This window comes from Virgibacillus sp. M23, from assembly GCF_034190895.1.
Lineage (GTDB): Bacteria > Bacillota > Bacilli > Bacillales > Amphibacillaceae > Virgibacillus > Virgibacillus salarius.
This window is the reverse complement of sequence record NZ_JAWDHA010000032.1, coordinates 1-26613: the sequence shown is the minus strand read 5'-3', so window position 1 is coordinate 26613 and position 26613 is coordinate 1. Positions and strand designations below refer to the sequence as shown.

Annotated in this window: 28 protein-coding genes and 1 pseudogene; 12 read left to right on the top strand and 17 right to left on the bottom strand. The window is 36.3% G+C overall.

The genetic code is table 11. The features are described from left to right. Positions 1-7: 7 nt before the first annotated feature. From RVS70_RS13125 to RVS70_RS13105, 5 genes are all read right to left on the bottom strand, one after another. Positions 8-712: an alpha/beta hydrolase gene (locus RVS70_RS13125; protein ID WP_026680346.1), complete on the bottom strand. Its 705-nt coding sequence runs from the start codon at positions 710-712 to the stop codon at positions 8-10. A 213-nt stretch (positions 713-925) separates the two neighbouring features. Next, a complete protein-coding gene (locus RVS70_RS13120) occupies positions 926-1348 on the bottom strand; it encodes a YppG family protein (protein ID WP_051388271.1) in 423 nt (140 codons plus the stop codon). Positions 1349-1423: 75 nt separating this feature from the next. Next, positions 1424-1717: a glutaredoxin domain-containing protein gene (locus tag RVS70_RS13115; protein WP_026680345.1), complete on the bottom strand. Its 294-nt coding sequence runs from the start codon at positions 1715-1717 to the stop codon at positions 1424-1426. Between the two features lie 494 nt (positions 1718-2211). Next, positions 2212-2670, bottom strand: a complete 459-nt coding sequence (locus RVS70_RS13110) for a MarR family winged helix-turn-helix transcriptional regulator (protein WP_026680344.1) — start codon at positions 2668-2670, stop codon at positions 2212-2214. Between the two features lie 453 nt (positions 2671-3123). Continuing rightward, a complete protein-coding gene (locus tag RVS70_RS13105; protein ID WP_026680343.1) occupies positions 3124-4023 on the bottom strand; it encodes a diacylglycerol/lipid kinase family protein in 900 nt (299 codons plus the stop codon). A gap of 213 nt (positions 4024-4236) precedes the next feature. On the opposite strand from RVS70_RS13105, the gene phnD reads away from it, so the two are divergent. From phnD to RVS70_RS13080, 5 genes and pseudogenes are all read left to right on the top strand, one after another. Further along, positions 4237-5169: a phosphate/phosphite/phosphonate ABC transporter substrate-binding protein gene (phnD, locus tag RVS70_RS13100; protein WP_026680342.1), complete on the top strand. Its 933-nt coding sequence runs from the start codon at positions 4237-4239 to the stop codon at positions 5167-5169. A 110-nt stretch (positions 5170-5279) separates the two neighbouring features. Continuing rightward, positions 5280-6056: a phosphonate ABC transporter ATP-binding protein gene (gene phnC / locus RVS70_RS13095; protein ID WP_026680341.1), complete on the top strand. Its 777-nt coding sequence runs from the start codon at positions 5280-5282 to the stop codon at positions 6054-6056. Next, complete coding sequence (gene phnE / locus RVS70_RS13090) at positions 6053-6862, top strand: phosphonate ABC transporter, permease protein PhnE (protein ID WP_026680340.1); 810 nt, start codon at positions 6053-6055, stop codon at positions 6860-6862. Before phnC ends, phnE (RVS70_RS13090) begins: the two co-directional genes overlap by 4 nt. Further along, positions 6862-7662, top strand: a complete 801-nt coding sequence (phnE, locus tag RVS70_RS13085; protein ID WP_026680339.1) for a phosphonate ABC transporter, permease protein PhnE — start codon at positions 6862-6864, stop codon at positions 7660-7662. Before phnE (RVS70_RS13090) ends, phnE (RVS70_RS13085) begins: the two co-directional genes overlap by 1 nt. Positions 7663-7732: 70 nt before the next feature. Beyond that, positions 7733-9139, top strand: a pseudogene (locus RVS70_RS13080) (bifunctional metallophosphatase/5'-nucleotidase); the annotation flags it as partial. Here RVS70_RS13080 and RVS70_RS13075 read toward each other — a convergent pair. From RVS70_RS13075 to RVS70_RS13050, 6 genes are all read right to left on the bottom strand, one after another. Next, a complete protein-coding gene (locus tag RVS70_RS13075) occupies positions 9101-10978 on the bottom strand; it encodes an IS1182 family transposase (RefSeq protein ID WP_321133602.1) in 1878 nt (625 codons plus the stop codon). The pseudogene RVS70_RS13080 and the gene RVS70_RS13075 overlap by 39 nt on opposite strands. Positions 10979-11344: 366 nt before the next feature. After that, positions 11345-11884 carry a PepSY domain-containing protein gene (locus tag RVS70_RS13070; RefSeq protein ID WP_026680337.1) on the bottom strand — a complete coding sequence of 180 codons (540 nt, stop codon included), beginning with the start codon at positions 11882-11884 and terminating at the stop codon, positions 11345-11347. A 349-nt stretch (positions 11885-12233) separates the two neighbouring features. Then, complete coding sequence (locus RVS70_RS13065) at positions 12234-12821, bottom strand: PepSY domain-containing protein (protein ID WP_026680336.1); 588 nt, start codon at positions 12819-12821, stop codon at positions 12234-12236. A gap of 100 nt (positions 12822-12921) precedes the next feature. Further along, on the bottom strand, positions 12922-14280 hold the full coding sequence (locus RVS70_RS13060; RefSeq protein ID WP_205389553.1) for a sensor histidine kinase: 1359 nt from the start codon (positions 14278-14280) through the stop codon (positions 12922-12924). Further along, complete coding sequence (locus tag RVS70_RS13055) at positions 14277-14972, bottom strand: response regulator transcription factor (protein WP_121604527.1); 696 nt, start codon at positions 14970-14972, stop codon at positions 14277-14279. Before RVS70_RS13055 ends, RVS70_RS13060 begins: the two co-directional genes overlap by 4 nt. Before the next feature lie 102 nt (positions 14973-15074). After that, on the bottom strand, positions 15075-15641 hold the full coding sequence (locus RVS70_RS13050; protein ID WP_026680333.1) for a GNAT family N-acetyltransferase: 567 nt from the start codon (positions 15639-15641) through the stop codon (positions 15075-15077). Between the two features lie 87 nt (positions 15642-15728). Here RVS70_RS13050 and RVS70_RS13045 point away from each other — a divergent pair, with 87 nt between their 5' ends. From RVS70_RS13045 to RVS70_RS13035, 3 genes are all read left to right on the top strand, one after another. Next, entirely contained in the window at positions 15729-16355 is a 627-nt protein-coding gene (locus tag RVS70_RS13045) for a VOC family protein (protein ID WP_121604526.1), read from the top strand. A gap of 363 nt (positions 16356-16718) precedes the next feature. Beyond that, positions 16719-17027, top strand: a complete 309-nt coding sequence (locus RVS70_RS13040; RefSeq protein WP_321133598.1) for a hypothetical protein — start codon at positions 16719-16721, stop codon at positions 17025-17027. Between the two features lie 7 nt (positions 17028-17034). Beyond that, a complete protein-coding gene (locus RVS70_RS13035; RefSeq protein ID WP_321133619.1) occupies positions 17035-18000 on the top strand; it encodes a S8 family peptidase in 966 nt (321 codons plus the stop codon). A gap of 341 nt (positions 18001-18341) precedes the next feature. Here RVS70_RS13035 and RVS70_RS13030 read toward each other — a convergent pair whose 3' ends face one another. The 4 genes from RVS70_RS13030 to RVS70_RS13015 form a co-directional block, all read right to left on the bottom strand. Beyond that, positions 18342-19082 carry a Type 1 glutamine amidotransferase-like domain-containing protein gene (locus tag RVS70_RS13030; protein WP_121604524.1) on the bottom strand — a complete coding sequence of 247 codons (741 nt, stop codon included), beginning with the start codon at positions 19080-19082 and terminating at the stop codon, positions 18342-18344. A gap of 360 nt (positions 19083-19442) precedes the next feature. Continuing rightward, positions 19443-19763 carry a thioredoxin family protein gene (locus RVS70_RS13025; RefSeq protein WP_026680331.1) on the bottom strand — a complete coding sequence of 107 codons (321 nt, stop codon included), beginning with the start codon at positions 19761-19763 and terminating at the stop codon, positions 19443-19445. A gap of 72 nt (positions 19764-19835) precedes the next feature. Continuing rightward, the gene (locus tag RVS70_RS13020; protein ID WP_026680330.1) at positions 19836-20645 is read right to left on the bottom strand and encodes a DUF368 domain-containing protein; all 810 of its coding nucleotides are present in this window, start codon (positions 20643-20645) and stop codon (positions 19836-19838) included. Positions 20646-20797: 152 nt separating this feature from the next. Continuing rightward, positions 20798-21937: a thiolase family protein gene (locus RVS70_RS13015; RefSeq protein ID WP_205389552.1), complete on the bottom strand. Its 1140-nt coding sequence runs from the start codon at positions 21935-21937 to the stop codon at positions 20798-20800. Positions 21938-22155: 218 nt separating this feature from the next. On the opposite strand from RVS70_RS13015, the gene RVS70_RS13010 reads away from it, so the two are divergent. The 4 genes from RVS70_RS13010 (at position 22156) to RVS70_RS12995 (ending at position 24703) form a co-directional block, all read left to right on the top strand. Beyond that, entirely contained in the window at positions 22156-22314 is a 159-nt protein-coding gene (locus RVS70_RS13010; RefSeq protein WP_080668632.1) for a YfhE family protein, read from the top strand. 185 nt (positions 22315-22499) lie between these two features. Beyond that, positions 22500-23420 carry an ABC transporter ATP-binding protein gene (locus tag RVS70_RS13005; RefSeq protein ID WP_026680328.1) on the top strand — a complete coding sequence of 307 codons (921 nt, stop codon included), beginning with the start codon at positions 22500-22502 and terminating at the stop codon, positions 23418-23420. 1 nt (position 23421) lies between these two features. After that, positions 23422-24366, top strand: coding sequence for an ABC transporter permease (locus tag RVS70_RS13000; RefSeq protein ID WP_308036061.1), 945 nt, complete (start codon positions 23422-23424; stop codon positions 24364-24366). Between the two features lie 157 nt (positions 24367-24523). After that, positions 24524-24703: a hypothetical protein gene (locus tag RVS70_RS12995; RefSeq protein WP_026680326.1), complete on the top strand. Its 180-nt coding sequence runs from the start codon at positions 24524-24526 to the stop codon at positions 24701-24703. Positions 24704-24854: 151 nt separating this feature from the next. Here RVS70_RS12995 and RVS70_RS12990 read toward each other — a convergent pair whose 3' ends face one another. Next, positions 24855-25127: a YkvA family protein gene (locus RVS70_RS12990; RefSeq protein WP_026680325.1), complete on the bottom strand. Its 273-nt coding sequence runs from the start codon at positions 25125-25127 to the stop codon at positions 24855-24857. A 199-nt stretch (positions 25128-25326) separates the two neighbouring features. Then, entirely contained in the window at positions 25327-26397 is a 1071-nt protein-coding gene (locus RVS70_RS12985; protein WP_051388272.1) for a PQQ-dependent sugar dehydrogenase, read from the bottom strand. Positions 26398-26613: the final 216 nt, after the last annotated feature.

Below are 26613 nucleotides of genomic sequence, written 5' to 3'. Positions count from 1 at the left end.
CTACCGCCTATTCATTCGATACTGGTTCTTTCGTAAGGAAAGAAAACACCATCTGGTTCAGTGTATCCTTATCATCTCCTAGACATATTAAGTGCCTAGATCGTTCAAAAAAGACAACCTCTTTTCGTTTAGAAGTAATTTCTTTATTTAAGTAATATGCAGTTTTATATGGGACCATCCCATCCTGCTGGCCTTGTGCAATAAGTACTGGTGAATCAATTTTTCTTAAGTAACGACGTGTAAATTTCACCAATTTAAGAAATTCAATATTCGATTTTAACGGCACTGCTCCTATTTTTTTTCGATAATTTTGATACAATTTGTTTTTTCTTAAGTTCCCCTTCATAGCATCTGTTAATACACCAGCAACGTCTAATCCAATTTGTTTAAAGGATAAATATTTCCCTGATGTAGCTAGAAGGACAAGTTTATTGACGTTATATTTAGCTGCTAAATAAGCAGCTATCATTCCCCCCATAGAAAAACCAATAAGGTAAATCGTCTCAAACTTTGCCTTTAACTGCAGCAAGCTATTCTCAGCTGCCTTTATCCATTTCTTATGTGAAACATTCTTTAAGTTTAATTTTCTTCCATGTCCTGGTAACGTCGGTACCTCCACATGCCAATTCGTATTTTCTTGCAAATAGTTGGCTAAAGGTTCAACCTCATAGGGACCTCCTGTATATCCATGAATAACCAAACATGCTATCATTTATATTCTCCTCTTCAAGTCCTACCTTTCGTATACCCGATCATTCGTTAGATTATTACAAACTTCTTCGAGATACCGTGTGATTTTTACTCCCATGATTTCTAATTTTTAACAAAAGCAATTTCGTTACTCCTACAAAATAGCTTACAGCTTGACCTTAAAACGGTTGACAGAAAAAGCTGATGTGGCTAACATCAGCTTTTTAGCCATCAATTATCTAAATGCCTTTATTAATGAACCGAACTGTTTTACGATTGGCGATACTTGATGATACGTGTTTGCTAATTGACCTACCGTTGATAACATTTTATCTAAGTCTAATTGTTGCCCTGCTTCACCTGGTTGCTGTGCTTGCCCACTGTTTTCTGGAGCATGCATATTATGCATCTCTTGTTGAAAATTCGGCTGTGATGCTTGGGATTTAATACCTGGCCAGCTCATAGGTTGTTGCGGTTTAGTAAAATAGTCATAAGGGGTTTGGGGATAATAAGATTGAAAACTTTGCTGAATCGTTTGATGAAAGTTTTGTTGCTCGGGATCAATGTTCATATAGTGGGAAGTTGGTTGAGGATAGGGATAATTACGCTGGCCATCATAATGATTATATACATGATCAAAATAAGGCCGATTATACATTTGACACACACCTTCTCTAATTCTTCTTTTACAATAGCTTATGCAATTACGAAAGGTGTGTGACTGATACCGATACTACTTTCGATACCCCTCAAATAAGGAACTATAATGTGATATACCTGTATTTTCTAAACCCAAACGATATTTAATTTTATTTTTTTGGAAACCTAAAATTGGTTCACTTTCTTCTTTAATAAAGGTTGCTGGAGTACCGTATATACCCTTCTCTTGCAGTTCTTTCATATAATTGCTATTCTCGTTAACATTTTTTGTACGAAAAGAGATATCCCATTCCTTTAAATGTTTCAAAAGATTTTCACATTCTTTACAGTCACTGCTTATATAAACGAGCACATCTGATTCTTCCATAGCACAAACCTCCTTTAAAGCAACTAAGATTTCTAATTGTATAATACCCAGCAATAGAGTAACACAAACTGAATTATGTTAAAAACATTACAATTCATTTACATAATTTAGGTACTATTTCTTACACTGTCATTCGAATAGAAGAAAGTCACCCTTTTTAAACGATTATAGGCGGGATAAAATAAACCTACTTCTAGGATTACAACATACCTAGTAGTAGGTTTTAATTTAATCTCCACGCACAACATCTCCTTTTAGAAACCTTCAATCCATACAATATATAGGTTACAGCAATACTGTTTCCTATATGGGAAAAAGCAAAACATATATCTTCTATTGAGATAAATATTTTGCTTCTTCATTGCCAAGCATATATCGCTTGTCTATTCATTTTAAAGAGCAGGGATCCCACATCCCATTTGAATATTACCATATTTTTCTATTAAAGGCTGTGACATTTATCACACCCTATAAGTTATTTCTTGAAAGTAATCCTATAATGTACGAATGGACGTACCTAGCTTTTTTAATAGCTCTATTGCTATCTCTTTCTCCGCTACATTTAGTCCATTTGTTATCTCTTCGATTCTTTCCCAATGTCCTGGAAAGATCGTTTGCAATAAATCGGCTCCCTTCTCCGTAATCTCTGCAAATGTAACGCGACGATCATCCGGGTTTGGAATTCGTTTTAAATAACTCTTCTTCTCTAATTTATTGACAACATATGTAATACTGCCACTTGTTAGCAATATTTTCTCGCCAATATTTTTTAATGGTTGCCCTCCCTTATGATACAGTAATTCCAATACTGCAAAATCTGTTAAATTAAGCCCTCTACGTTGAATATCTGCTTCTACTTGTTCCATAATTGTTCGATACGCTTTTGATAATACAACGAATAACTTTAGAGAGGTGTCTTCCTTTTTTTCTTTTAATGTACGATCTATGATCATTCCCTCTCCTCCCTTTCCGAATCCATAATTAAACGTATGATAGCATAGTTCCTTCGTCATTTTGTAAATTAAGCGAACGTCTTTGTCACTACAATACTTACACTATCCATAACGATTGGTTTGTTGGATATTTTTCCCTATTCCTACGCATCATCCACTTAAAAGGATTCAAAAAACACAATTTCTTAGGAGAAATTTTCAAAAGAACTGCATGCTACGTTATTATCGTTTGTGCGGAGAAGAAAATATGTGAGAACAAGCATTACTCAGGGGTAGCTTGCCAAAACATAAAGATGATTACCTGCACCTATTCAAGTTGTGTTAGGTGCGAGTCTATTCGATGAAAACGACGAATACCATAATTTCCCAATCAAAAAAGCTTATGAAAACAGGGGTGTCTCTACAAGCTGACAATTGCTTATTCGGAATTGTGTAAAAATCAAATTCATTTTTTTATTTTACAGATCCACATATCATTTTCAGGTGTGATGGTACTACCTCAATGGTTGAAGGAGTACCAGCTGCTATTTCCCCATCGGTATCCACTTCTTTTTCCTCCTCTGTATACACCTCTAAATAATCCGTTTGGAAGTATGTGACTTCCCTTAAGTTGTCTGTATCCATTTCTGGATTGTTCATCGATAATAACTCTCGAAATGAAGCTAAGTTAGAGTTTTTCACAATTAAGACATCAAGTAAGCCATCAGAAGGATGTATCGATGTAATTGGAAGTTCCCTTGTTCCGATAAACTTGCCATTTAATACTAATATCATAACAGCTTCCCCATTATAGCTATCTTGTCTCGTAGTTATATTATATGTGAAGCTTTTCGCCTGACTAACCGTTTTAATTGTACTCATAAAATAACTAAGAACACCAAAATTTTTCTTTTGATTTGGATCAATATTTTGTGATGTCTCCGTTACTAGCCCCACGCCCCAAAAATTCAAAAAGTAACGTTCGTCTGCCTTTCCGATATCAATATCCATTATTGTACCTTCAAGGATCGTTTGTGCTGCTTCCTCCAAACTTTGCGGCATCAGCATCATCCTACTAAAATCATTTGACGTACCGCCTGGCAAGACTGCAAGAATTGGCCGCTCCTTCAAAGAAGCAATCTTATTTATACATGCGTGTACAGTACCATCGCCTCCAAGAATAATAATAAGTTCTACTTGCTTCGCATACATTTCACATGTGCGTTTAGCATCCTCGACAGAATTGGTTTGGATAACAGTAAGCTGCTTAATTGCCTGCGATAGTATAGGTATGGTTTGGGCTAGCTTATCTTCTATTACATCACCACCAGCATTACCATTATATAAGAATAGTGCCTTTTGAAATGTTGACATGACATTTCTCCACTCCTCTATACCTATTTATTACCTTCTCTAGGATAAAAGAAATCTACTCCGGTACAAGTATATCCTTATTTACAGCATTCGATAAACCACACTTTGTAATGAATTTGTAAATTTGTAGAATTTTTTTGAAATCAACCTAGCATTTTTGTCCTAAATAGTATTTAATTAAAGTGTACATTTTAATTTTTTAGGAGGGTCAAGATGAAAAAGTGGCTTAGTCTATTTTTAGTCTTATTTTTGGCAATTGTACTAGCAGCATGTGGAAGCTCTGATGAATCCAAAGATAGTAATGGGGACAAAAGTAGCGAAGGTAACAGTAAACCAGAGACATTAGTAATGGGGTTCGTTCCATCACAGGATTCGGATACGATTGCTGATACCGTTGAACCTTTAGCAAAGCGTTTGAGCGAAGAATTAGGTATAGAAGTAAAAGGTGAAGTAATGACAAATTACAACGCTTTGGTTGAAGCGATGGGTGCAAATCAGGTACATATTGGCTTTATACCAGCGTTTGGCTATGTTTTAGCAAATGAACAATATGACGTGGAAGTAATCTTAAAATCTATTCGATACGGCTCCGGTACATATAAAGCACAATATCTAGTTCGTTCTGATTCAGATATCAACTCATTGGCAGACTTAGAGAATAAAGTTTGGGCATATGCAGATAAAGGCTCTACTTCTGGATATCTTTTCCCTGCATATCAATTAATGCAAGAATTTGATTATGCTTCTGGTCCTGAACTGGAAAGTGATTTCTTTAGTGCAACTACTTCTGCCGGCGGTCACGATAGTGCTGCCATCGCTGTTTATGAAGGAGATGCAGATGTGGCAACAACTTTTGATGATGTACGCACGGAGCTAGAAGAAGAATATCCAGATGTTATGGATAAATTAAAAGTACTTGACTATACTGAAGAAATCCCGAACGATACGATTTCTGTCACCAAAGAACTAGATGATGAATTAGTACAAGAAATTAAAGAAACTTTCCTTTCCTTTAATGAAGATAAAGAAATGATAAAAATTATGAATGATGTTTATAATTGGGATGCAATTGATGAGGCAACAGACGAAGAATATGAAATCGTTAAAGAAACATACCAAAAATTCAAAGATGATATTGAACTATAGATTGATAGTGTAAATTGAATAATAAAAAGGGGGAGCACAATCTCTCCCTTTTTTTCCTAGTTCAGAAGATTACCGAACAATCTAAGTTTGTTATGGGGGAAATACATACAATGATTCAATTTAAAGACGTTGGGCTTATCTACCCAAATGGTACAGAAGGCTTGAAAAATATTAATGTAACCATTAACGACGGTGAGTTCGTCGTTATTGTTGGTCTATCAGGTGCAGGGAAATCAACATTTATAAGGAGCATAAACCGCCTTGTCACACCTACTAGCGGTTCATTATTGGTTGATAATGAAAATATATTAGATTACCGTAGCAGTGACTTACGTCAACTACGTACGAAAGTTGGCATGATCTTTCAAAACTATAACTTGGTCAAACGGACAAATGTGCTTAAAAATGTCCTAGCAGGTCGACTAGGCCATACTGGCACGTTACGTTCGATCTTGAACCTCTATAAAAAAGAGGATATTGGATTAGCATATGAAAGTCTAAAACGGGTTAACATTGATGAAAAAATTTATAGCCGAGCAGATGAATTAAGTGGGGGGCAACAGCAGCGAGTGAGTATTGCCCGAGTACTTACCCAAAAACCACATTATATTCTGGCAGATGAACCTGTTGCATCCCTTGATCCACCCACTTCTCATCAAGTAATGACATACTTGAAGAAGATAAATAAAGAAGATAACATTACAACGATTGTAAACCTGCATTTTATTGATATGGCAATGGAATATGCTGATCGTATTATTGGTATGCGAGCAGGTGAAGTAGTATTTGACGGACCCGTTTCTGAAGTGTCTGAGCAGACCTTCGAAGAAATTTATGGTCGCTCTATACGTGAGGATGACTTGCGTGGGGGGGCAGATCAATCGTGACAAAGAATACAACAGGTGGTGGTAAGACACCAGCGCTTTATCCAGTGAAAACGAAAGTGCAAATAACCATTATTTTCTTTATTGTTCTAGGCTTTTACTTGTTTAGTATGGTTTGGACACAACGGGAAATGGTTGGTGGTCTTGGTGACGCATTAGGTAATATGCTTGTTGTCATCGAAAAATTCTTCCCTCCCAATTTAGAGGTCATTCCGAAAGTTTGGGGAGAAATGGCACAAACGATTCAGATGGCAATTATTGCTACAACAGCGGCGGCAATATTAACTGTCCCCCTTGCCATCCTTTCAGCTCAAAATGTAACAACGTTTAAACCGTTATATTATCTAACTAGGACATTATTAAATATTTTAAGAACAATACCTGACCTTGTACTTGCAGTAATTTTTGTTGGCCTATTTGGAATTGGGGTATTACCCGGAATTTTAGCTTTATTTATTTTTTCTTTAGGCATTCTAGCGAAATTAATTAGTGAAACGATTGAATCTGTTGATATGAATCCTTTAGAGGCAATGCGGGCTTCTGGAGGCAATGTGTATCAAGTAATCTTTTTTGGACTAGTACCACAGGTTCTACCACAATTCACTTCATTCGTCCTATATGTGTTCGAGATTAATATCCGTGCATCTGTAGTATTAGGTTTAGTTGGTGCTGGTGGGATTGGGCTAGTACTAGATCAGCAGTTAGGGTTTTATAATTATCAAAACGCCATGGCAATTATCATCTTAATATTTGTTGTTGTTATTGTCATTGAATATATAAGTAATAAATTAAGGGAGGCATTGATATAATGGAAAATTATTCATTACCTCCAAAGCAAGAAAAATCGATATGGAAACGATTAAAACGAATCATAATTGCGCTTTTCGTCATCGCTCTATATGTCTGGACATTCGTAGGGATCGATATTGATTGGGGACGTGCGTTGGAACGGGTTATCAGTAATTTTGATCGTGTTATTCCAAAGCTATTTTCCCCCGATTGGACAGCAGTTGGTGAAGTTGGGTTAAAAATAGCGGAAACTGTGCTAATCGCATTTGCTGGATCATTTATGGCCGCAATTCTTGCCATTCCATTAGGCTTTCTAGCAGCGCAAAATATGACAGGGAGTAAAATCCTAGCAACAATTGGAAAATGGATTCTATCGGCAGTACGTGCATTCCCTGATATAATCCTCGCTATCTTGTTTGTAGTAGCCGTAGGACCAAATGCATTTGCTGGTGTACTGGCTATTGCAATTGGTTCAACCGGAATGTTAGGAAAACTGTACTCAGAAGTAATTGAAGCGATTGATATGAAGGTTGTTGAAGCAATGGAAGCAAATGGCGCAAATAAAATTCAAATTCTTTTTTATGGTGTTCTCCCACAAATTATTCCTGAATTTTTGTCCTATGCGATTTATCGATTTGAAATCGATATTCGTGCGTCTTCCATATTAGGGATAGTCGGTGCTGGTGGGATTGGGACAATGATCATCTTTGCTGCTAATAATCGAAATTGGAATGAAATGGGCTTAATTTTGCTAGCTATCATCATTGTCGTTACCATCATTGATTTTATTTCAGCAAGAATTCGTAGAAAAATTGTATAAACGCTCGTATTTGTCCCTCAGGAATCCTGCGGGACAGCTTCTTTTCATTTGAATTAAGTTAATAGAAAGGATGCTCACTTTGCAAAACAACACAGCGAAACTCACCATTTTATATACAAGTGATGTACATGGACATGTTATGCCAATTCATTATGGAACGAATGAGAAAGCAAATCTTGGACTTGCTAAATATGCGACTGTCGTAAAACAGACTCGAAAAAAATCAGATCACGTTATTGTATTAGATAATGGCGATTTGATTCAGGGAACCCCCCTAATGACGCATTATGTTAAACAACATACCGACAAAGAAAACCCAATGATAAAAACGATGAATACGATTAATATAGATGCGGGTGTTATCGGCAATCATGAATTTAATTTTGGCAGTAACATCTTGGCAGATGCTATTAATCAATCCAACTTTCCTTGGCTTTCCGCTAATATTATTGATAAAGAAACAGGGCGCCCAAAATATGGACCCCCATACACAATAAAGACTTTTGCTAATGATATCAAAGTCGCCATTATAGGAATTACGACACATTATATTCCGAACTGGGAATCTGCTGATCATATTAAAGGTATTTTATTCAAGGATGCACTTAATACATTAAAAGAATGGGTTCCCTACATACAGCAAAAAGAACAACCAGATATCCTTATCGTATGTTATCATGGCGGATTTGAAAAGGATTTGGAGACTGGCGAACCTACTGAAAGCTTAACAGGAGAGAATCAAGGCTATGACATGTGTGAAATTGAAGGTATTGATATTTTATTAACAGGACATCAACATCGAAAAATAACAGGAAGAATAAATGATGTACTTGTTGTTCAACCAGGAAATAATGCAGCTGCTTATGGTGAAGTAGAGATAAACCTTGAAAAAGTAGCAAATCATTGGTGTATTCGCAATAAAAAAGCCTTTATAAGACCGCTAGAGCACATACGTGATGATAAAGAGATTATGAGTAACATGGCTTTTCTCGAGGAGTCGACGCAAAAATGGCTTGATCAGCCAATTGGCTACATAGAAGGTGATATGACAATTGATGAACCATTTCATGCTAGGATAAACAAACATCCATTTATAGAGTTTATTCAAAAGGTACAAATGGAAGCAAGTGGAGCAGACATATCCGTAACCTCTTTATTAAATAACGAGTCCACTGGCTTTTCATCAACTGTAACCATGCGTGATATCGTTTCTAATTATATGTACCCTAATACATTAGTTGTTTTAGAATTAACTGGAAAAGATATTAAAGCAGCGCTAGAAAAAAGCGCAGAATATTTTATTCTCGATGACCAAGGAATTGTTACTGTAAATCCAGTTTTTGAACATCCAAAACCTCAGCATTATAACTATGATATGTGGGAAGGCATCCATTATACCATTAATGTATCAATGCCTATAGGACAAAGAATAGAAGGGCTAACCTATCATAATCAGCCTGTAGCGGATACTAAAAAATATCCAGTCGTCCTCAATAACTATCGTGCATCTGGTGGAGGCGATTATACGATGTTTACCAATAAACCGATCATAAAAGAAATTCAAAAAGATGCCGTTGAAATTATTCGTGAGTATTTTGAAAGATATCATACTGTAAAAGCAACGAAAACAGATAATTTTAAAGTGAAGCCAGTAAAAAGGGGCTGGGACATAACTAGCCTGGAGAAGTAAAAAAGAGATTCCAGTTATCAAAAATAGATAGCTGGAATCTTTTTCATTATCATAAATACATGAATTTTGTGTTATGGCGGTGTACTTTCTTAAGTTCACCGCCATAAAGGCAAATCCTAATTCATTTTCCACTTTCGAATTGCCTCTCACCGACATTCGAGTGAAACGCAAATTGGCCTTCAAAAATCCGAAGACAGGTTCTACATCTATTTTTCGTTTACCATAGATTTTTCCTGTTTCTTCTTTTGAAAGCTGCTCTCTTATATATGCTTTTTGCTGTTCCCATTGAGCATTGTAATAAATCTTTCGATTCCCTTTTGCTTTGGTACAATGAACGCGTAATGGACATCCCGAACAATCTTCACATTCATAGACACGAAAGGTTCGTTTAAATCCGGCTTTATCTGTTCGATTCGATAGATATTGAAAAGGTACTTTCTTTCCATTTGGACAAGTAAAAAAGTCTCCGTCTGAATCGTAGTCCCAGTTGGATACATGGAAAGGATTTGTTTTATATTTCTTTTTCTTTTCCATCCGATAGGAATTATAAGTAATCAGTGGCGTTCTTTTTCTATGAAGTACATTACTGTAATTTTGTTCACTACCGTAACCTGCGTCGGCGACAATATGCTCGGGCAATTGAAAGTACCTATCTTCAATACTATCGAGAAAAGGAATAAACGTGCGAGTATCCGTAGGATTTGGAAATACATCGTAGGCTAATGTGTATTGACCTTCGGTCGCAATTTGTACATTATAACCTGCTTTAAGTTGACCATTTTTCATATAGTCATCTTTCATTCGCATAAAAGTGGCATCATGATCTGTCTTAGAATAACTATTGCGATCGCCTAAGATTGCCATATCTTTTTGATATTTGTGTTTACGAGCTTCAAAATCTTGGAATTGTTTACGGTATTGCTTGGGTTCTTTTCGTTCGGAACGAAGTTGTTTGCGTTCTTTTGCTTCTTTGCTTTCTTCGATTGCATTATCATATTTTTCTACTTTTTCATCTAGCTTTTTAACCACTTCACTGAGTTCTTCCTTTGAAAGTTCATCGGAACTTTCCCTTTCTATTTCAGGAATAATTTCTTTTTCCAGTAATTCCTCATACATTTGATTCGACTTCTCTATTAAATCGGTGCTGTATTTTTCAATGGATTTTTTCCATACAAAGGTAAACTTATTGGCATTTGCCTCTATTTTCGTACCATCAATAAAAATAGCCTCTTCTTCAATCGCCTTCTCTTCAACAAGTTGACAACGAAATAAGACAAAACACTGACGTAATAATTCTTTTACTTCGGAATGAACACGAAAACGATTAATGGTACGATAACTTGGTTCATAGCCTTGTGCTAACCACATCATACGTACACTGTCTTTGATTAATCCCTCTATTTTTCTGCCAGAAAAAACAGACTGTGTATAGGCACATAAGATAATCTTCATCATCATGCGTGGATGGTATGCAGGACAACCTGTTTCACGCAAAAATCCCACAAATGATTCCTCTGGGATATGTTCTACAATATGGTTAACCGCATAGGCGATATCATTTTCTTGTAATTTCATTTCAAAATCTAAAGGCAAAACGACTTGATTCATGGTATAATGTTTAAACATAAAGGATACCTCTTTTCTAAGTTTTTGTGTAGTTACTTTAACTTTATCAGAAGGTATCCTTTTTGCGTATATAATAAATATTGAAAAAAGTAAAAAAAGTGATACGCCCTAAATTGGCGTACCACTTTTTTCAGTTACTGGGTTTTGTCCCAGCCCCTTTTTATCCCGCCTATAACTGGCAGTAATATCCCCATTTTATGCAATAAAGTGAAACCTATATGGTTACAGGGAATCAACTGCCAGTAAATGTCCGATTGGTTCGGGCCTACATGGAAGTAGGTCACAAAGGCGTTACCACAGGACGTGGCGAATGAAGCCTTTGTACGTATTTGTTTCAGTAAAAGCCGGATGGAAATTTCACTTTATTTAATCGTCATCGTCTTCTGTATCAATGTCCATTTCTATAATATCACCGTTCTTTGCATCAAGTTCAAAGTCTGCTTCTTTCTTACCATTTCTTAATTCAACTTCATATACTAGCTGATTGTCATCCTCATCTAGCTCAATGCTTATTACGTTACCATCAAAGTTTTGTTTAGCAATTTCTTTCGCTTTGTCAACACCAATGATAGCTTCCTTATCTAATTGAACGGATGAATCATCCTGCAAATCATCGTCTTTTCTTTCTGTGGAGCTTTCGTGTAGTACTTCTCCTGTGTTAGCGTCTAGCTTAATATCATGCTCAATATTCTTTTCTTTTACTTCTACTTCATACACCGCTTTATCCAAATCCTTTTCCAATTCTAATTCAGTAATCGTTCCAGAATACTGCTCCTCAACCATTTGACGAACCTGATCACTATTTATTTTTGGATTTGCTTCATCAGCTTGTGAGTGATAAATGCCTGTTCCAAAAATCGTAGCTCCTATAAGTGTTCCTATTACAATACTAAATGTTTTTTTCATTTTATTATTCCTCCTCATTTCTTGTTAGTTATATCATAACCATTAAGAATAAGAAGACCGTGTGAATAACATTAGAATTTAATGAGAAAAAATAAATCTATTTTAACGTAGCACATAATTACATGTAATCATTAATCTGTTAAGAAAAACAAAAGATGGTGAGAAAGTCTTTTCTGATTCAGGATGCTCTCCATTCCCCTTTTCATGCAAAAATAATAAAGCATGGGTGTATGAAAAGTAATGGCGTTTTAAAGAATAACTGCCGAGGCAACGCCTCGACAGTTTCTGAATAGCTCAAAGTGAAACTTCAATCAGTGGGGTCTTACTGTCAGTTATATGCGGAATCCACTTAATCATCATTATCTCTTTCTATATCTTTATAAATAACTTCACCTGTAAATGCATCAATGGTAATATCAGCCTCGTCTTCTCCTTTAACTAATTGCACCTCATAAACCATCCGACCATCATCTTCATCAAGTTCTAATTCTTCAATGGTTCCTTCAAATTGCTCTAAAGCAAGTGCTCGCGCTTTAGCTTTAGTAATAATAACTTCTTTTTCTGACTGCTGATTTTCCTTATCATTATTGGAATCCGCTTTTTGTTCCTTTTCTTTCTTCTCTTTAGACTCATGGGTAGAATCATCGTCAACAGAGATACTCAGCTCTTTTAAATTTAATACTTTTCCAGTATTTTCATCTATTTGAATATCGTAGGCTTTACCTTTATGATCAATAATTGCGTGAAAATAACCATGTGTTTCATCTTTTTCTACTTCACCATGAATACTTCCCGGATATTGTGATGTTATTATGTTTTCTGCTTCTAATTTAGAAATTTCTGCACCAGATGATCTAATGCTAAAATAAAATATACCCAAGCTTAGCAGGCTAATCGCTACAATACTAGCTATAATGGTACTTACTTTCTTATTCAAGTTCACCCCTCCTTACTTCCCAAAGTTACTAAACATATCTGAGAAGCTACGGTGATTCACATTAAAATTTACTAAGAATAGAGTGTTCGTTCTGTCACTTTTATGCGGAATAAACAATTGGAAGACTAACAGTAAAGGTTGAACCTTCTTTCATTTCACTTATAACTGCTATTTTCCCTTGATGTTCTTTTACTATTGCCTTTGCTATTGCAAGACCTAAGCCTGTTCCACCTGTATCCCTACTACGAGCTTTGTCTACACGATAAAACCTTTCAAAGATCCGATCCAGCTCCTGTGCAGGAATTCCAGCCCCATAATCCCTTACCGAAAAAACAGCCTGATTATTATTCGCTTCTAACCTAACTTCTATCTTTTCATTACTATATTTAAGCGCATTATCTATTAAAATGTAGATTACCTGCTCTAACTGATCACGGCTACCATTTACCAATAATTTTCGCTGTACTTGATCAAATTGTATCTCTCTGGAATAAGCGCCGCGAAACGTAGTGACTGTTTCTTCTACTAAGTCAGCTATATCTACTTTTTTCATGACAGCTGACTCCTTATTTTTTGCCAGGCTTAGCATTTGCTCCACGAGTTTGCTCATACGATCTGCTTCAGAATCAATAGCCTCGATAGATTCCTTAACTAGTGATGGATTGCCCGTTCCTCTCCGCTCCAACAATTGAGCATAACTTTTTACTATTGATATAGGAGTTTTCAATTCATGAGATGCATCAGATACAAATATTTCCTGCTTTTCAAAATTATCCTTTAAGTGATCAATCATCTCATTAAATGTCTTCTCCATCTCATAAATTTCATCCCGAGATCGTTTGTCTACATCAATTTTTTTCCAACTCGCTTCTTTCATATTTTCTCGCATGGTATGAATAAAAGCTTTTATTGGATTTAATAAAAACCGACTAAGTACATTTCCAGCGATAATAATTGGAATAAGCATGATTCCAGATGCAGCTAGCAGTACGTAAAACAAGGTAGTCATTGTATTATCTAAGGTTACAAGGTGCTTGGATACTTGTAAGGTAACTACCTCACCTGCATGTTTTCCTGTTTCCCAAATAATCGGTTTAGATACAACTGCAACATCGGGTTCATGCGCCTGCTTTTGTATCATTTGTGTTTCTGTATTCGTAAATTTAGGTGCCAACTTATAATTACTCGATTGAGAAGAACTTTTCATTGCTGTCTCTGACCGATCAACGATTTGGATCATACCTTGCTGCGGCGAAAATGAACGTAGCAGCTCTTTAGATGTAACATCAGGATGTTCTTTAATCGTTTTTACCAACGTATCTGTTTGTTCTGCCAACTGCTCCAATTGACTATCGGTAGAAATTTTATAAAACAAAACATAAATGGACGTATTAATTAATACAATTAATACGAGAATGAACAAGCTTGAAAACAATTGAATCTTTGTTCGCAACCTCATGAGACATGATCCTTTATCGTGTAACCAACACCTCGCACAGTTTGTATGTATGCTTGATCATAACCTTTATCCACTTTCTGGCGTAAATAACGAATATATACATCAACAACATTGGTATCTCCAAAATAATCAAATCCCCAAACCTGCTCAATTAATTGCTCTCTTGATAAAACAATGTTTTTATTTTTCAACAGACAAACAAGCAAGTCAAATTCCCTAGGTGTTAATTCAATTTGTTCATCCTCACGTTTCACTTCTCTGCTTTGTGGATTGATATGCAAATTCCCAACAGATAGCGTATCACCATTACTATCATTTTTCTTAACCGGAGTCCTTAAATGCACGCGAATCCGTGCAAGTAATTCCTCAATTTGAAATGGTTTCGTGATATAATCATTCGCACCTAAATCTAAGCCACTGACCTTATCATGCACCTGATCTCTTGCAGTTAACAAGATAATCGGTGTCCTCTCATCTGATCTTCTTACTCTTCTTAAAACCTCTAAACCGCTAAGCTCTGGAAGCATAATATCCAGAAGTACAAGATCCCAATCCTTAGCTTCTATTAATTGTAGTGCATCCTTTCCATTAGCTGCCACTTCTGTCACATACTGCTCATATTCTAATTCAAGTTGTAAAACTCGACTTAATTTCTGTTCATCCTCAACAATTAGTATATTTGGTTGACTCATGCTATCACCTGCTTTTTTATACTTATCTTGCTATCAAATCCAGCCTTTATTTGTAATTTTAAAAACATGTATCGTTATCCGTCTAGACGAATGATACATACCCTACCATTCTATCCTAGCATATATACACGTATTACGGAGCTCATCACTATCTATAGCTCGAGAATCCTGTCTGTGAATACCTTCCAAGGTGTAGCCTAGACGCTCGCATATTGCTCTACTTCGCTCATTTCGTTCATCACATTTGATCTCCACCCGGTTTGCTCCTAATGTTTGAAATGCAAATTCAGTCAGGCCCGCTACTGCTTCCGTCATATACCCTTTTCCTTGGCATCTAGAATCAATCCAATAACCAATTTCAAATTTCGAAACGTCCCAATCGATACGATGTAGACCTGTGCTACCAATAAAAGCTCCACTTACTCGGTCGAAAATAAGAAAACGTAAATCCTCCCGCTTTAAAAAATCCACATGCGATTCTCTTATATTTATTTCTGTTTCTTCAAGTGTCTGTTCACTTTTTGCAAAAGGAAGCCACTTTTTTAATTCTTTTCTACTTGCTTGAATTGCTTCATAGACAGCTGTACCATCTCCTGGTAGTGGTAAGCGAATAAATAGCCTTCTCGTGTGAAATTCTTGTGGGAATTCTTTTAATATTGGTTGCTGCATTGCTCCTTTTCCCCTTCATCTTTAATTTTTATCCATTATACTGAGTAACAAAGGAAATGAAAAGAAGTTTTAAAGGGAGGTCATCAAATGCTAGCATTAGATCATATTGTAATAGCCAGTAAGGATCCAGCTCATGCAGCGCATCAATTAGCTTTACAGCATGGTATAAAAATCGTGGAAGGAGGAAGACATGAGTTTTGGGGAACTTATAATTATTTAGCCTATTTTGCAAATGATTGTTATGTAGAATGGCTTGGGATTTTTGACAAGCCCGTTGCAGAGCAATCGTCTAATCCACTAATTAAGCAACTCGTTACAACTCTTCAACAAAATGAAGAACTACCTGTTCAAATTGCATTAAGAACAGATCATTTAGGTAAATTTATCGACCAATTTCAAGCCTCTTCGATGAAATACACTGGACCTGTCGCAGGACATCGAAGAAAACCTGATGGAACTAATTTGTCATGGAAAATGCTATTTCCACAAGGGCAAAGCAATCTCCCCTTCTTAATAGAGTGGGATAACCAGATAAATAAACCGGATAACGCTCAATTCCTTAATAAACAGCAAATTAAAAGTGTAGCTTACCCCTTTCCAAGCGACAATTTTAACAATATTTACCAAGAACAGGTTAAAAATGATGGAATTATATTAGCGAACACATATTTACACCTCAGAAAAGAAAAGGAGATTGATTTTCAGATTAAGTAAAACGTCTTGAGGGAGCAGAACTATTTTTCTCCCTCTATTTTTATAGAAAAAATACTAGTAAACAAACAGCGCATGTACAGTTAACCTTACAACGTCTATGTTCATCATAAAACACGCCTCTTATTTCTGAATATATTTTATTGCCCGAATAGTTTAAATTGGTAATTTCGGCATATTGTTCACAATATCATCCAATGCTAATCTATTAGCAAGGACTTATCCTATCAAATCAAGCTACATGACACTTATTTTCTTAAAGATGACCAAATAATTGAGATATCCACCATGCCAACGGGTTTGTTCTCATTACTTATAGCTCTATTTTGTAGATTTTAAAAAATTAAAATCACAAGGAGGAAGAAAATGAGTAACAGAAAAAAAGTTTGGTTTGAAGAGGCTGGTCGCAGACTCGATCCGAGTTTAGTAGAACAATTACGGATAAAACGCAGAGAAGATCCTTACGAAACAACAAATGAAAAATTACCAGTAATCGTATACTATTCTAGAGACACCGATGATAATAAGAAAAAAGATTTATTTCATAGTTGTCAACTAGACAACCATAGTAAATTAGACAAAGAAATTGGCAGAAGATCAATCTGTGGAGACTTAACCCCACAAATGATTAAACAGATTAAAGATCACGATGCCGTTTTTATAATCGTACCGTAACCGCCTTATTGATGTTGCCAGTAAACAGATTGGCTCTATCGACATCCAAGAACAGAGCGGACTAACTGGAAAAGGAGTTAGCATTGCAGTAATTGATACTGGCGTACATCCACATGCTGATTTAACACAACCCACCAATCGTGTGATCGCCTTCAAAGATTTTATAAATAATCAGAACGAACCATACGATGATAATGGACATGGCACCCATTGTGCTGGAGACGCTGCTGGGAATGGACATCAATCAGAAGGGTTATATACCAGCCCCGCTCCCGAGGCTTCGATCATTGGTGTAAAAGTACTTGACGAGAATGGTAGTGGTAGATTATCCACGATCATTGAGGGAATAGATTGGTGTGTAACTAATAAACATAACTACAACATTCGCATTATTTCGCTTTCATTAGGAGCACAGGCATATGAATCTTATCGAGATGATCCATTGGCCGTAGCAGTACAAGAAGCTTGGCATCAGGGGATTGTCGTTTGTGCAGCAGCTGGTAATAGTGGCCCTGAACAAACCACAATCACTACGCCTGCTATCAATCCCTTTATTATTACCGTAGGATCAACAATGGATCAAAATACAGAAGAACGTTCTGATGATCATATTGCTACTTATTCTAGCAGAGGACCAACCATTGACTCACTAATTAAACCAGATATCTATGCACCAGGTACGGATATAATCTCCTTATTAGCACCCAACTCTAAAATAGAACAACAAGTACCTGAGCAAGTTGTAAATGATTATTATTTACAACTATCTGGAACATCTATGGCTACTCCTATCTGTGCTGGTGTAATTGCACAAATGTTAGAAGCAAATCCGAATCTAAGCCCAAATGATATTAAAAGTATCTTGCAAACAACCTCCAAACCGGTGCTCAACGACCTTTGGGGATATATAGAGGCAACAAGTGCCGTTAATATGGCTACTGACTATATGCTTTTTCAAAAAACCGCAAAATAAGAATTGCCTTCTAACGTACCACAAATACATGAAAATATATAGTGAAGCTTCAATCTGTGGAGATCTTACTGCAAGCTATATACGGGATAAATTTCAAACGAGGCTGGAACAAAACACAACTTCTTTACTCAAAATACGGATAATCATGTTATCAATAGGAGGGGCATCGCCGCACCGTGAAAATATACGCGCTTTCCACGGGCAACGGCCTCAGCTAACTTGGCAAAGAAAAACACGTTACCACGTGGATCTTCGGACTCGTGCTGTTCCCGCCGGAGTCTCGCTTATTTCAGGTGCTAAAGAATGATTCTGATCAAAAAACGAACGATAATTAATTTCAACTAATCATCATTCATTTTTAATTGTTTCTCATTCTTTTGTCTCAGCCTCGTTTTTGTATGAGTAAAAGAAATCCTATCATTTGCTTGAATTTTTACTACATCTCCATTTTGTATTTGATAAATACCACAGCCTTCCGTTGCTTCTAATTTGCCATTAAGCAGGTAAATGCCTGCTCGTTCGTCTATTCCGTAATTATCGGAATCTATATGAGCTTGAACAGCTTGCTTTAAATGTTCCTCATCCTGCCACTGTGAGAAGTGAACGGCGATTACAAGCTTTGAAAGTAATCCTAGACCAGCTCTTTGTTGATAAATACCTTTCACATTATCTTTTGGCGAAATAATACAAAATTTAGGACTAATTAATGCCCCAGCTGAAAATCCCGCTACAGGGGCACCAAGCTCATACCGATGTTTAATTACATCGGAAATGGGTGAATCAACAATGTAATCAGCATAAAGGTTTGTATTTCCTCCGCCAATTAGAATTCCAGAGCTTTCTTTTACAGTATTTATGACAGTCTCTACTGGGGTACTCGGAAGCGGTAAATAATTAAAATTTCTAGCTCCTGCTTTCTCTAATAAATTTGTATATGTTGGCATATAAGCTCTCCAACCTTTTCGCTCGATAAAGAGGACGGATATAGAACCGGCAAATACATTACTTTGTTTCATAAAAAGACTAGCCATTTTACTAGTGAATGGTGGACCGCTACCAAAAAGAAATAGATGATTATCCATAGAGCACCTCTTTCCTTCAATTATTCATTTATACCTATAATAGGTTATGAAGACGTCAGTTGCATAGGTACCATCTCTCATTAAGTTGTTACTGTTCGGTAACAAGCGATCAAAAAACTGCCGAGAAAAGCTTCTCGACAGTTTTTTATAGTCTAGGAAATTTAGGAATTATAAAATTTACCCATGTGGATAAATACGGGAATGTTGATGCTACGTCAAGCTCCAACGCCCAGAAACGAGGCGACTTCACGAATGGCCCTAATCTAAGTCAGCATTGGCTCGCAAGCACATCATGATTCCTTTATCTCCGTTAACTTGCTCCAGTCACTAGTTTCTAATCGGGCGCTTACGCTTTTGTTCTTATCCTAGTTGTTGATGAAGGAATTCCGTAACTGATTCCGGAGTCTTTGTATAGGCACTATGCTGGTGTGCCTTTTTCTCCCCATTTTGGAAAATTAAAATACTTGGAATTCCCATAACATCATATTTTTCTGCGATGCCTTTAACCTCATCACTATTAATTTCGTACCATTTATAGTTATTGAATTCCTCCAAAATATCACCGATAAACATATCCATTCGCTTACAGTCTGGGCACCAGTCTGCAAAAAACTTAATAATTACCGGCTCTTCATGTTGGATAATTTCATTAAATGCTTCTTCTGATTTAATTGGTTCCATGTCTATCCCTCTCTTTCCTACTACGTCCATTGTAACGATTTTTACGAACTTTGTCTTATTGTTTGCTCTATTTTAATATTCTACTCTTCCTAATATATAAGCAACGAAAAGTCCTCCAGCAAACGAAACAATACTAGTAAGCACTAACGCCGGAGTTTCAGGCCATCCAGGAAACACCACAAATACAGATCCAATAACCATACCAATTATTACGGCAAATGTTGCTGTCTTATGATGTGTTAGGAAATAGTTGATAATCTTACTCATAATAACAATTCCAATCACAATCCCAATTCCTGTGACTACTATAATATCTAACTGAAAGTTACTAATTGCACCGATGACAGTTGGATAAACTCCAAGTATCAGTAACATAAATGAACCACTTATTCCTGGTAAGATCATGGCACTACTTGCAATAAAACCAGATATAAATAACAATATATACGTGGTCGTATTTAATTGGGTTATAATGGCACCCTCATCTGCATTTAAGAAAAACATCGATCCAACAATGATAATCCCTATAACCAGCAACAGAATATGCCTACCTTTAAATGTCGACCTTGCTTCTGCTTTACGAAATAAATACGGCAGCACACCAATAATTAAGCCTAAAAAAAAGAATTGTGTCGGACCAGGATAATGCTCGAAAAGCCACTCTATGACATGACTTAAGAGTAGTATAGCTGTTGCGACACCAATACCTAATGGTACTAAAAAGCCTAATTGTTTTTTCCAATCTTTGCTTAGGAATCCATTAATAGCAGCTATTAATCTATCATATATTCCTAATAATACAGCAATAGTTCCACCGCTCACACCAGGGATAACATCACTTGCTCCCATCAGTATTCCACGATAAATATTTTTCCATTCCATATTATAATCTCCTTAACTAGCAAAAAGTACGTAAGGCTAAATTTGGACATCATTAGCCAACGATAAAAATATCATATCAAATATTAACTACATTTTATAGAATAAGTTCTATTATTTATGAAAATGAATCAGATTTTATCTTTCAACTAATTCTAAAGTCGCTCAATAATCGTAGCATTCGCCATACCCATACCCTCACAAATAGCTACTAATCCGTACTGCCCTTGAATACGCTCTAATTCATGAAGGAGGGAAACGAGTAGCTTTGTACCAGTTGCACCTAATGGATGCCCTAAAGCGATAGCCCCTCCATTTACATTTAATTTACGTTGATCTGCATTTAAATCATGTAACCATGCGATAGGTATAGACGCAAATGCTTCGTTTACTTCATATCGATCTATGTCATCAATGGAGAGGCTTGCTTTATTTAATGCCTGCTTTGTAGCAGCAATTGGTCCAGTCAGCATCAGTGTTGGATCAGAACCAATCACAGTGCGCGCAATTATTTTTGCTCTAGGTTCCAAACCGAGCATAGCTGCTTTCTCCTTCGACATGAGTAATACCGCACTTGCTCCATCACTCATTTGACTCGAGTTCCCTGCCGTAATTCTTCCTTCCTCCATAAAAACTGCTTTTAACTTAGCCAATGCTTCTAATGTAGTATCCCTACGAGGACCTTCATCTGTATCAAACACACTATCCTTTTCTTCACTATGTATAGGTACAATTTCCTTTTGAAACCGCCCCTGATCCACTGCATGGATTGCATGTTTATGACTCCTTAAAGCGTATGCATCCAGCATATCTCTCGATATATGCCAACGCTGTGCAATCTTTTCTGCGGAAACTCCTTGATTAACAATTTCATAATTAGCCGTTAGCTTGTTACTTGGCTTTGTTTCTCCAACATTAGAAAACATTGGTGCCCTTGTCATACTTTCCACGCCACCTGCAATAACTACTTCCATGTCTCCGGAAGCGATAGCTTGCGCTGCGAAATGAACTGCCTGCTGGCTTGAACCACATTGACGGTCAATCGTCACTCCAGGTACATGTACTGGAAATCCAGCAATCAAAGCTGCAGTTCTAGCAATATTACCTGCTTGTTCATTACATTGAGTGACACATCCTAAAATTACATCTTCAATTATATCCTTTTTTACTCCTGCTCGCTTTACTAGTTCCTCAAGAATAATGGCAGCAAGCTCATCGGAACGATAATTCTTTAACGCTCCCTTTCTTCTTCCAACTGCTGTCCTACATCCCTCTACGATTACAACTTCACGCATATCCCTTCCCCCTTCTGGAATGTATATTTCTATTATAACCCTTCAAACTTGTATTCTGAAAGTTTGAAAAAGAATTGAATTTTCGATGGGATATTAAGTTAAACGGATTCTCTTCTAACAAGGTGGGAACTTCTTGGTATTAATTAAAAATGAATGTTTTATTTTATACACACAGGGTAGATAAATGATGTAACCATTTTTAAGAAAGGATTTTTTAAATGAGAAATACACAATATCAACCAACGAAAAACAAGCAACTTTCTGATGCACAAGAAGTCCATTATTCCAAGGATTTCAAACAAGCCGACATCGCTGGTGGATATCGTAAGCCTCGTGTAAAGCAAGCAAAAAATGAAAATCCAGATTTAGTGAAATAGCATAGGTTGCTGATGGATTGACTGTTATCCAGGTTGAACATTCTTAATCATATTCCCCCCTTAAATAGAGGTCTCCAAGATGTACAAGCTATATGCCATACATTTTGGAGATTTTTTTATTTTATTGAAACAAATAATATTATTATTTCGTACTAGTTATTAGCAATTTATTGGAGGTAGTATAGATGACTTTAGCAGCAATGGAATTAATCGATGTGAAAAGGTCAATTGGTAACAAAGAAATTATAAAGGGATTATCCTTTTCTATATATAAAGGAGAGGTCTTCGGTTTCATTGGCCCAAATGGCGCAGGAAAAACAACTACTATTCGTATGATGGTCGGTTTAATGAAACTGACAGATGGTGACATTCATATTTTGGGTAACAGTATTAAAACAAATTATAAAAAAGCGGTGCGTGAAGTTGGAGCGATTGTTGAAAATCCTGAAATGTACCCATTTATGAGTGGATGGCAGAATTTAATGCATTATGCAAGAATGATTCCTGGTGTTACAAAAGATAGAATTAATGAGGTAATTAATCTAGTAGGATTAGAGAAACCCATCCATGACAAGGTTGGAAAGTATTCCTTAGGTATGCGACAACGACTTGGTATTGCTCAGGCGCTGCTTCACAAGCCTTCCGTATTAATTTTGGATGAACCAACAAACGGATTAGATCCCGCTGGCATTCGTGAAATCCGTCAATACATAAGGAAGTTGGCAAAAGAAGAAGATGTTGCAATTATTATCTCTAGTCACTTACTATCTGAAATTGAGCAAATGTGTGATCGGATTGGGGTTATAAAAAATGGTGAATTAATATCCATTCAAGATGTTGGTGAACAAGCATCCGTAGATAATCTTACCAAAATCCAAGTGGAAGTAACGCCACTGGAAAAAGCCAAGAACTTGCTTAAGGAACATTATGATATAGAAACAATTGTAATGGACAACGGCCTTTCCTTCCAAGGCGAGAAAGAAAAAATACCTGCAATCATAAAAACGTTTGTTGAAAATGATTGTTCTATTTATCAAGTTAGCGTAACAAAAGGGACGCTAGAAGATCAATTCTTTGAACTGATTGGAGAGAATACCATTGAGTAGAATGTTAAAACTTATTTATAATGAACAACTAAAAATATATATTCGTAAATCAACATGGGCTATGTACATTATATTAGGCGTCATCATTATTGGTTTGGCAGTTATGACAAATAGCTTTGGCGAATTAGGTGAACAATATCAAGGTGATGATTGGCAGGAAGTACTACAGCAGGAAAATAAAGAATTGCAGAAAGAAGGAGAAGAGGACGAATTTGTAGGTAGCTTAAACGCAAGTATCATCGAGGAGAACAATTATTACTTAGACAATAATATTCAACCAACACCCTACGGTGCTTGGCAGTTCCTAAGGGAAAACATGTTGCTACTTTCCGTAGTAAGCTTATTGACAATTATAATTGCAGCTGGAATTGTTGCAAATGAATTTCGCTGGGGTACCATTAAACTATTATTAATACGACCAATCAGTCGTAGTGGTATATTATTATCTAAATATATTTCTGTCTTATTATTTGCCTTATTTACATCCATTTTTGTTTTTCTATTCTCCTTTATTATTGGCGCAGTATTCTTTGGTGTGGAAGGAATGAATCCATCCATAGTAAGTAACGAAGCTAGCGGTTATACGACTATTTCATTAATACCAACTATTTTCTCAGAATATGGATACAGTATGGTCAACCTTGTAATGATGACAACTTTCGCATTTATGATATCTACCGTATTCCGTAATAGTGCGTTAGCAATTGGTACTGCCATTTTCCTCATGATGGCTGGGAATTCGATTGTAGGCTTTTTCCAAGATAAGGAATGGGCAAAATATATCTTATTTGCAAATACAGATTTAAGTCAATATGCAGATGGTAGAACACCATGGATTGAAGGCATGACATTAGGATTTTCCATCACAATGTTAATTATTTATTATGTAGTATTCATCCTTTTATCTTGGTTATTTTTCACGAAACGAGATGTAGCAGGACAATAGAAAAGTGTTTTCAGCAATTTTCTATCCATTTTTCTTGGTTAGAACAATTCGTTCTAACCAAGAAAAAACATTATGATATAAATTTTACGAAACACATATTATAATAGATGCATACCATACTATTGAACTATTGACCTTAGCAATCGGGGTGTTTTTCGTGAAACGATACTTAACAGTATTTTTTATTGGATTGAGTGCTATTATATTAGTTGTTGGGCTAAGAACTAACTTCCAATGGAACGGAATTGTTTCTTGGGGATTGTCCTTTATATTCCTTTTATTTGCAGCTTATTTTACGAAGTATATTCCGAATGAGAAAGAGCGTAACAAGCATTAGACAACCCAACAATATCATTTTATTTTTTGAGATACTCCATCGGGCTGAGACATATTTACCAGCCCGTCTTTATTTAAATCAACCCCCGCTCTTCAGTTACGCACCATTGTCAAGGCGTTCAATTTTTAAACACTTTTGCCCTCCAACGCTATTAAAATGAATATTTCTCCTTTAACGATTGAGGTGCCATTTTCACCATCCATTGAAGTAAGAAAATTGCTACTGTCACATCATCCAGTAAGCCAAATCCTAATAAAAAATCTGGAATTAAATCGAATGGTAGAAGAAAATAACCGATGATAAAGCCTGCAAATAATAATTTCTTTGCTGTTGCAATATCCTCAGCAATGAAAAAGTCTTTTATAAACGGGACAGAACGAGGAAATGTAAATAAGAAACGTATTCTTCTTAATACCTTTTTCATGAGTAAAGCACTTCTTTCTATCTAATGTCTTCGATAATTTACCGATTGTACTTAAAAAGCTATTATATATTCTATATTGTCCTCCTAATGCGCCGACGATATACTAGGCTGTATTCCTATGATGTTCATTATGACCTATTCATTTCAGTTGTAAAACTACAGGATGAAACAAAGAGGTTCTAATTGTAAACAAAAACCATTATTGATGAAGCTGATTTTCTGGAATTGTTATATAAATCAACTTGTCATCCTCCTGTGATGGGCTCCCTCTCCCATCAGTATTATTGGTAATTACATATAACCCATGTTGATCTGCAAACACATCACGTATTCTTCCGATATCTGAAATAACCTCCACTTCACTTCCAGTCATTGGGTTAAATTGACGAAGTGCCTCTCCTCTTAATGATGCAAAATAGAAGTTTCCATGTAAATTAGCCATTCCAGAAGGTGCCCACGTCTGTTCGTTCGAGTGTACAATTGGCTGCTCCATCCCATCTTGCGCTTCATCTCCCTGAATAATTGGCCAGCCATAGTTGTTACCAGCTTTTATATGATTAATTTCATCGTGTGCATCGGAGCCATGTTCCGTAGCGTATAATTGCCCCTCCACATCCCAAGCAAGTCCTTGAGGATTACGATGACCATAAGAATACACATACGAATTACCAAAAGGATTATCTTCTGGGACAGTCCCATTTAATTCCATCCGTAATATTTTTCCTGCTAAACTATTTTTACTTTGTGCCAATTCTGGATTCGTCGCATCTCCAGTTGTAATATATAGCCGATTATCTGGTCCTATTTCTAACCTTCCACCTTGGTGATATTCACCACCCGGTATTTCATCGATCATACGCTCTGTCTCTATCCAGTTACTTTCTTTTTCCTCTATTTTAACCACTCTTTGAAAATAAGCTCCACTTTTTTCGTAGGAATAGTAAGCAAATGCTGTTTGTGTTGATGAAAAATCTTCTGGAAATGCCAGCCCTAATAAGCCAGCCTCCGATTGCTGAGATAAATCTGCAGCAAACTCCACTCGCTTGCGCTGTACCTTTCCTTCCTTTACTGTAACAATATGACCTGTTCGTTCACTAATATAAATACGATCATCTACAACCTCGATCTCCCATGGCTCTTGTAGGTTAGTTGCTAGTACTCTACGCTGATCACTTGAGGTAGTTACGTTCTCTTTTTCCTTTTCAGGTTGTTGATTTTTTTGATCTGCAAAATCGCTTTCATCTTCCGTACAGCCCGTTAAAAATACCATTACAACAAGTACTATAAGAAAAAAAATGAAGTTACGGATTGTTAACACCTCAACATATGATTATTTTTGTTTAGTATTCCCATTCGTATATAAGAAAAACGGAGCAAAATTCGCTCAGTCCTTATCACTACATGCTCAGATTTACGCTTCCTCTAGTAGCTATTATGGAATAATAGCTACTGCTTGACCACCACTCCGGCTGCCCACTTCCCTTTC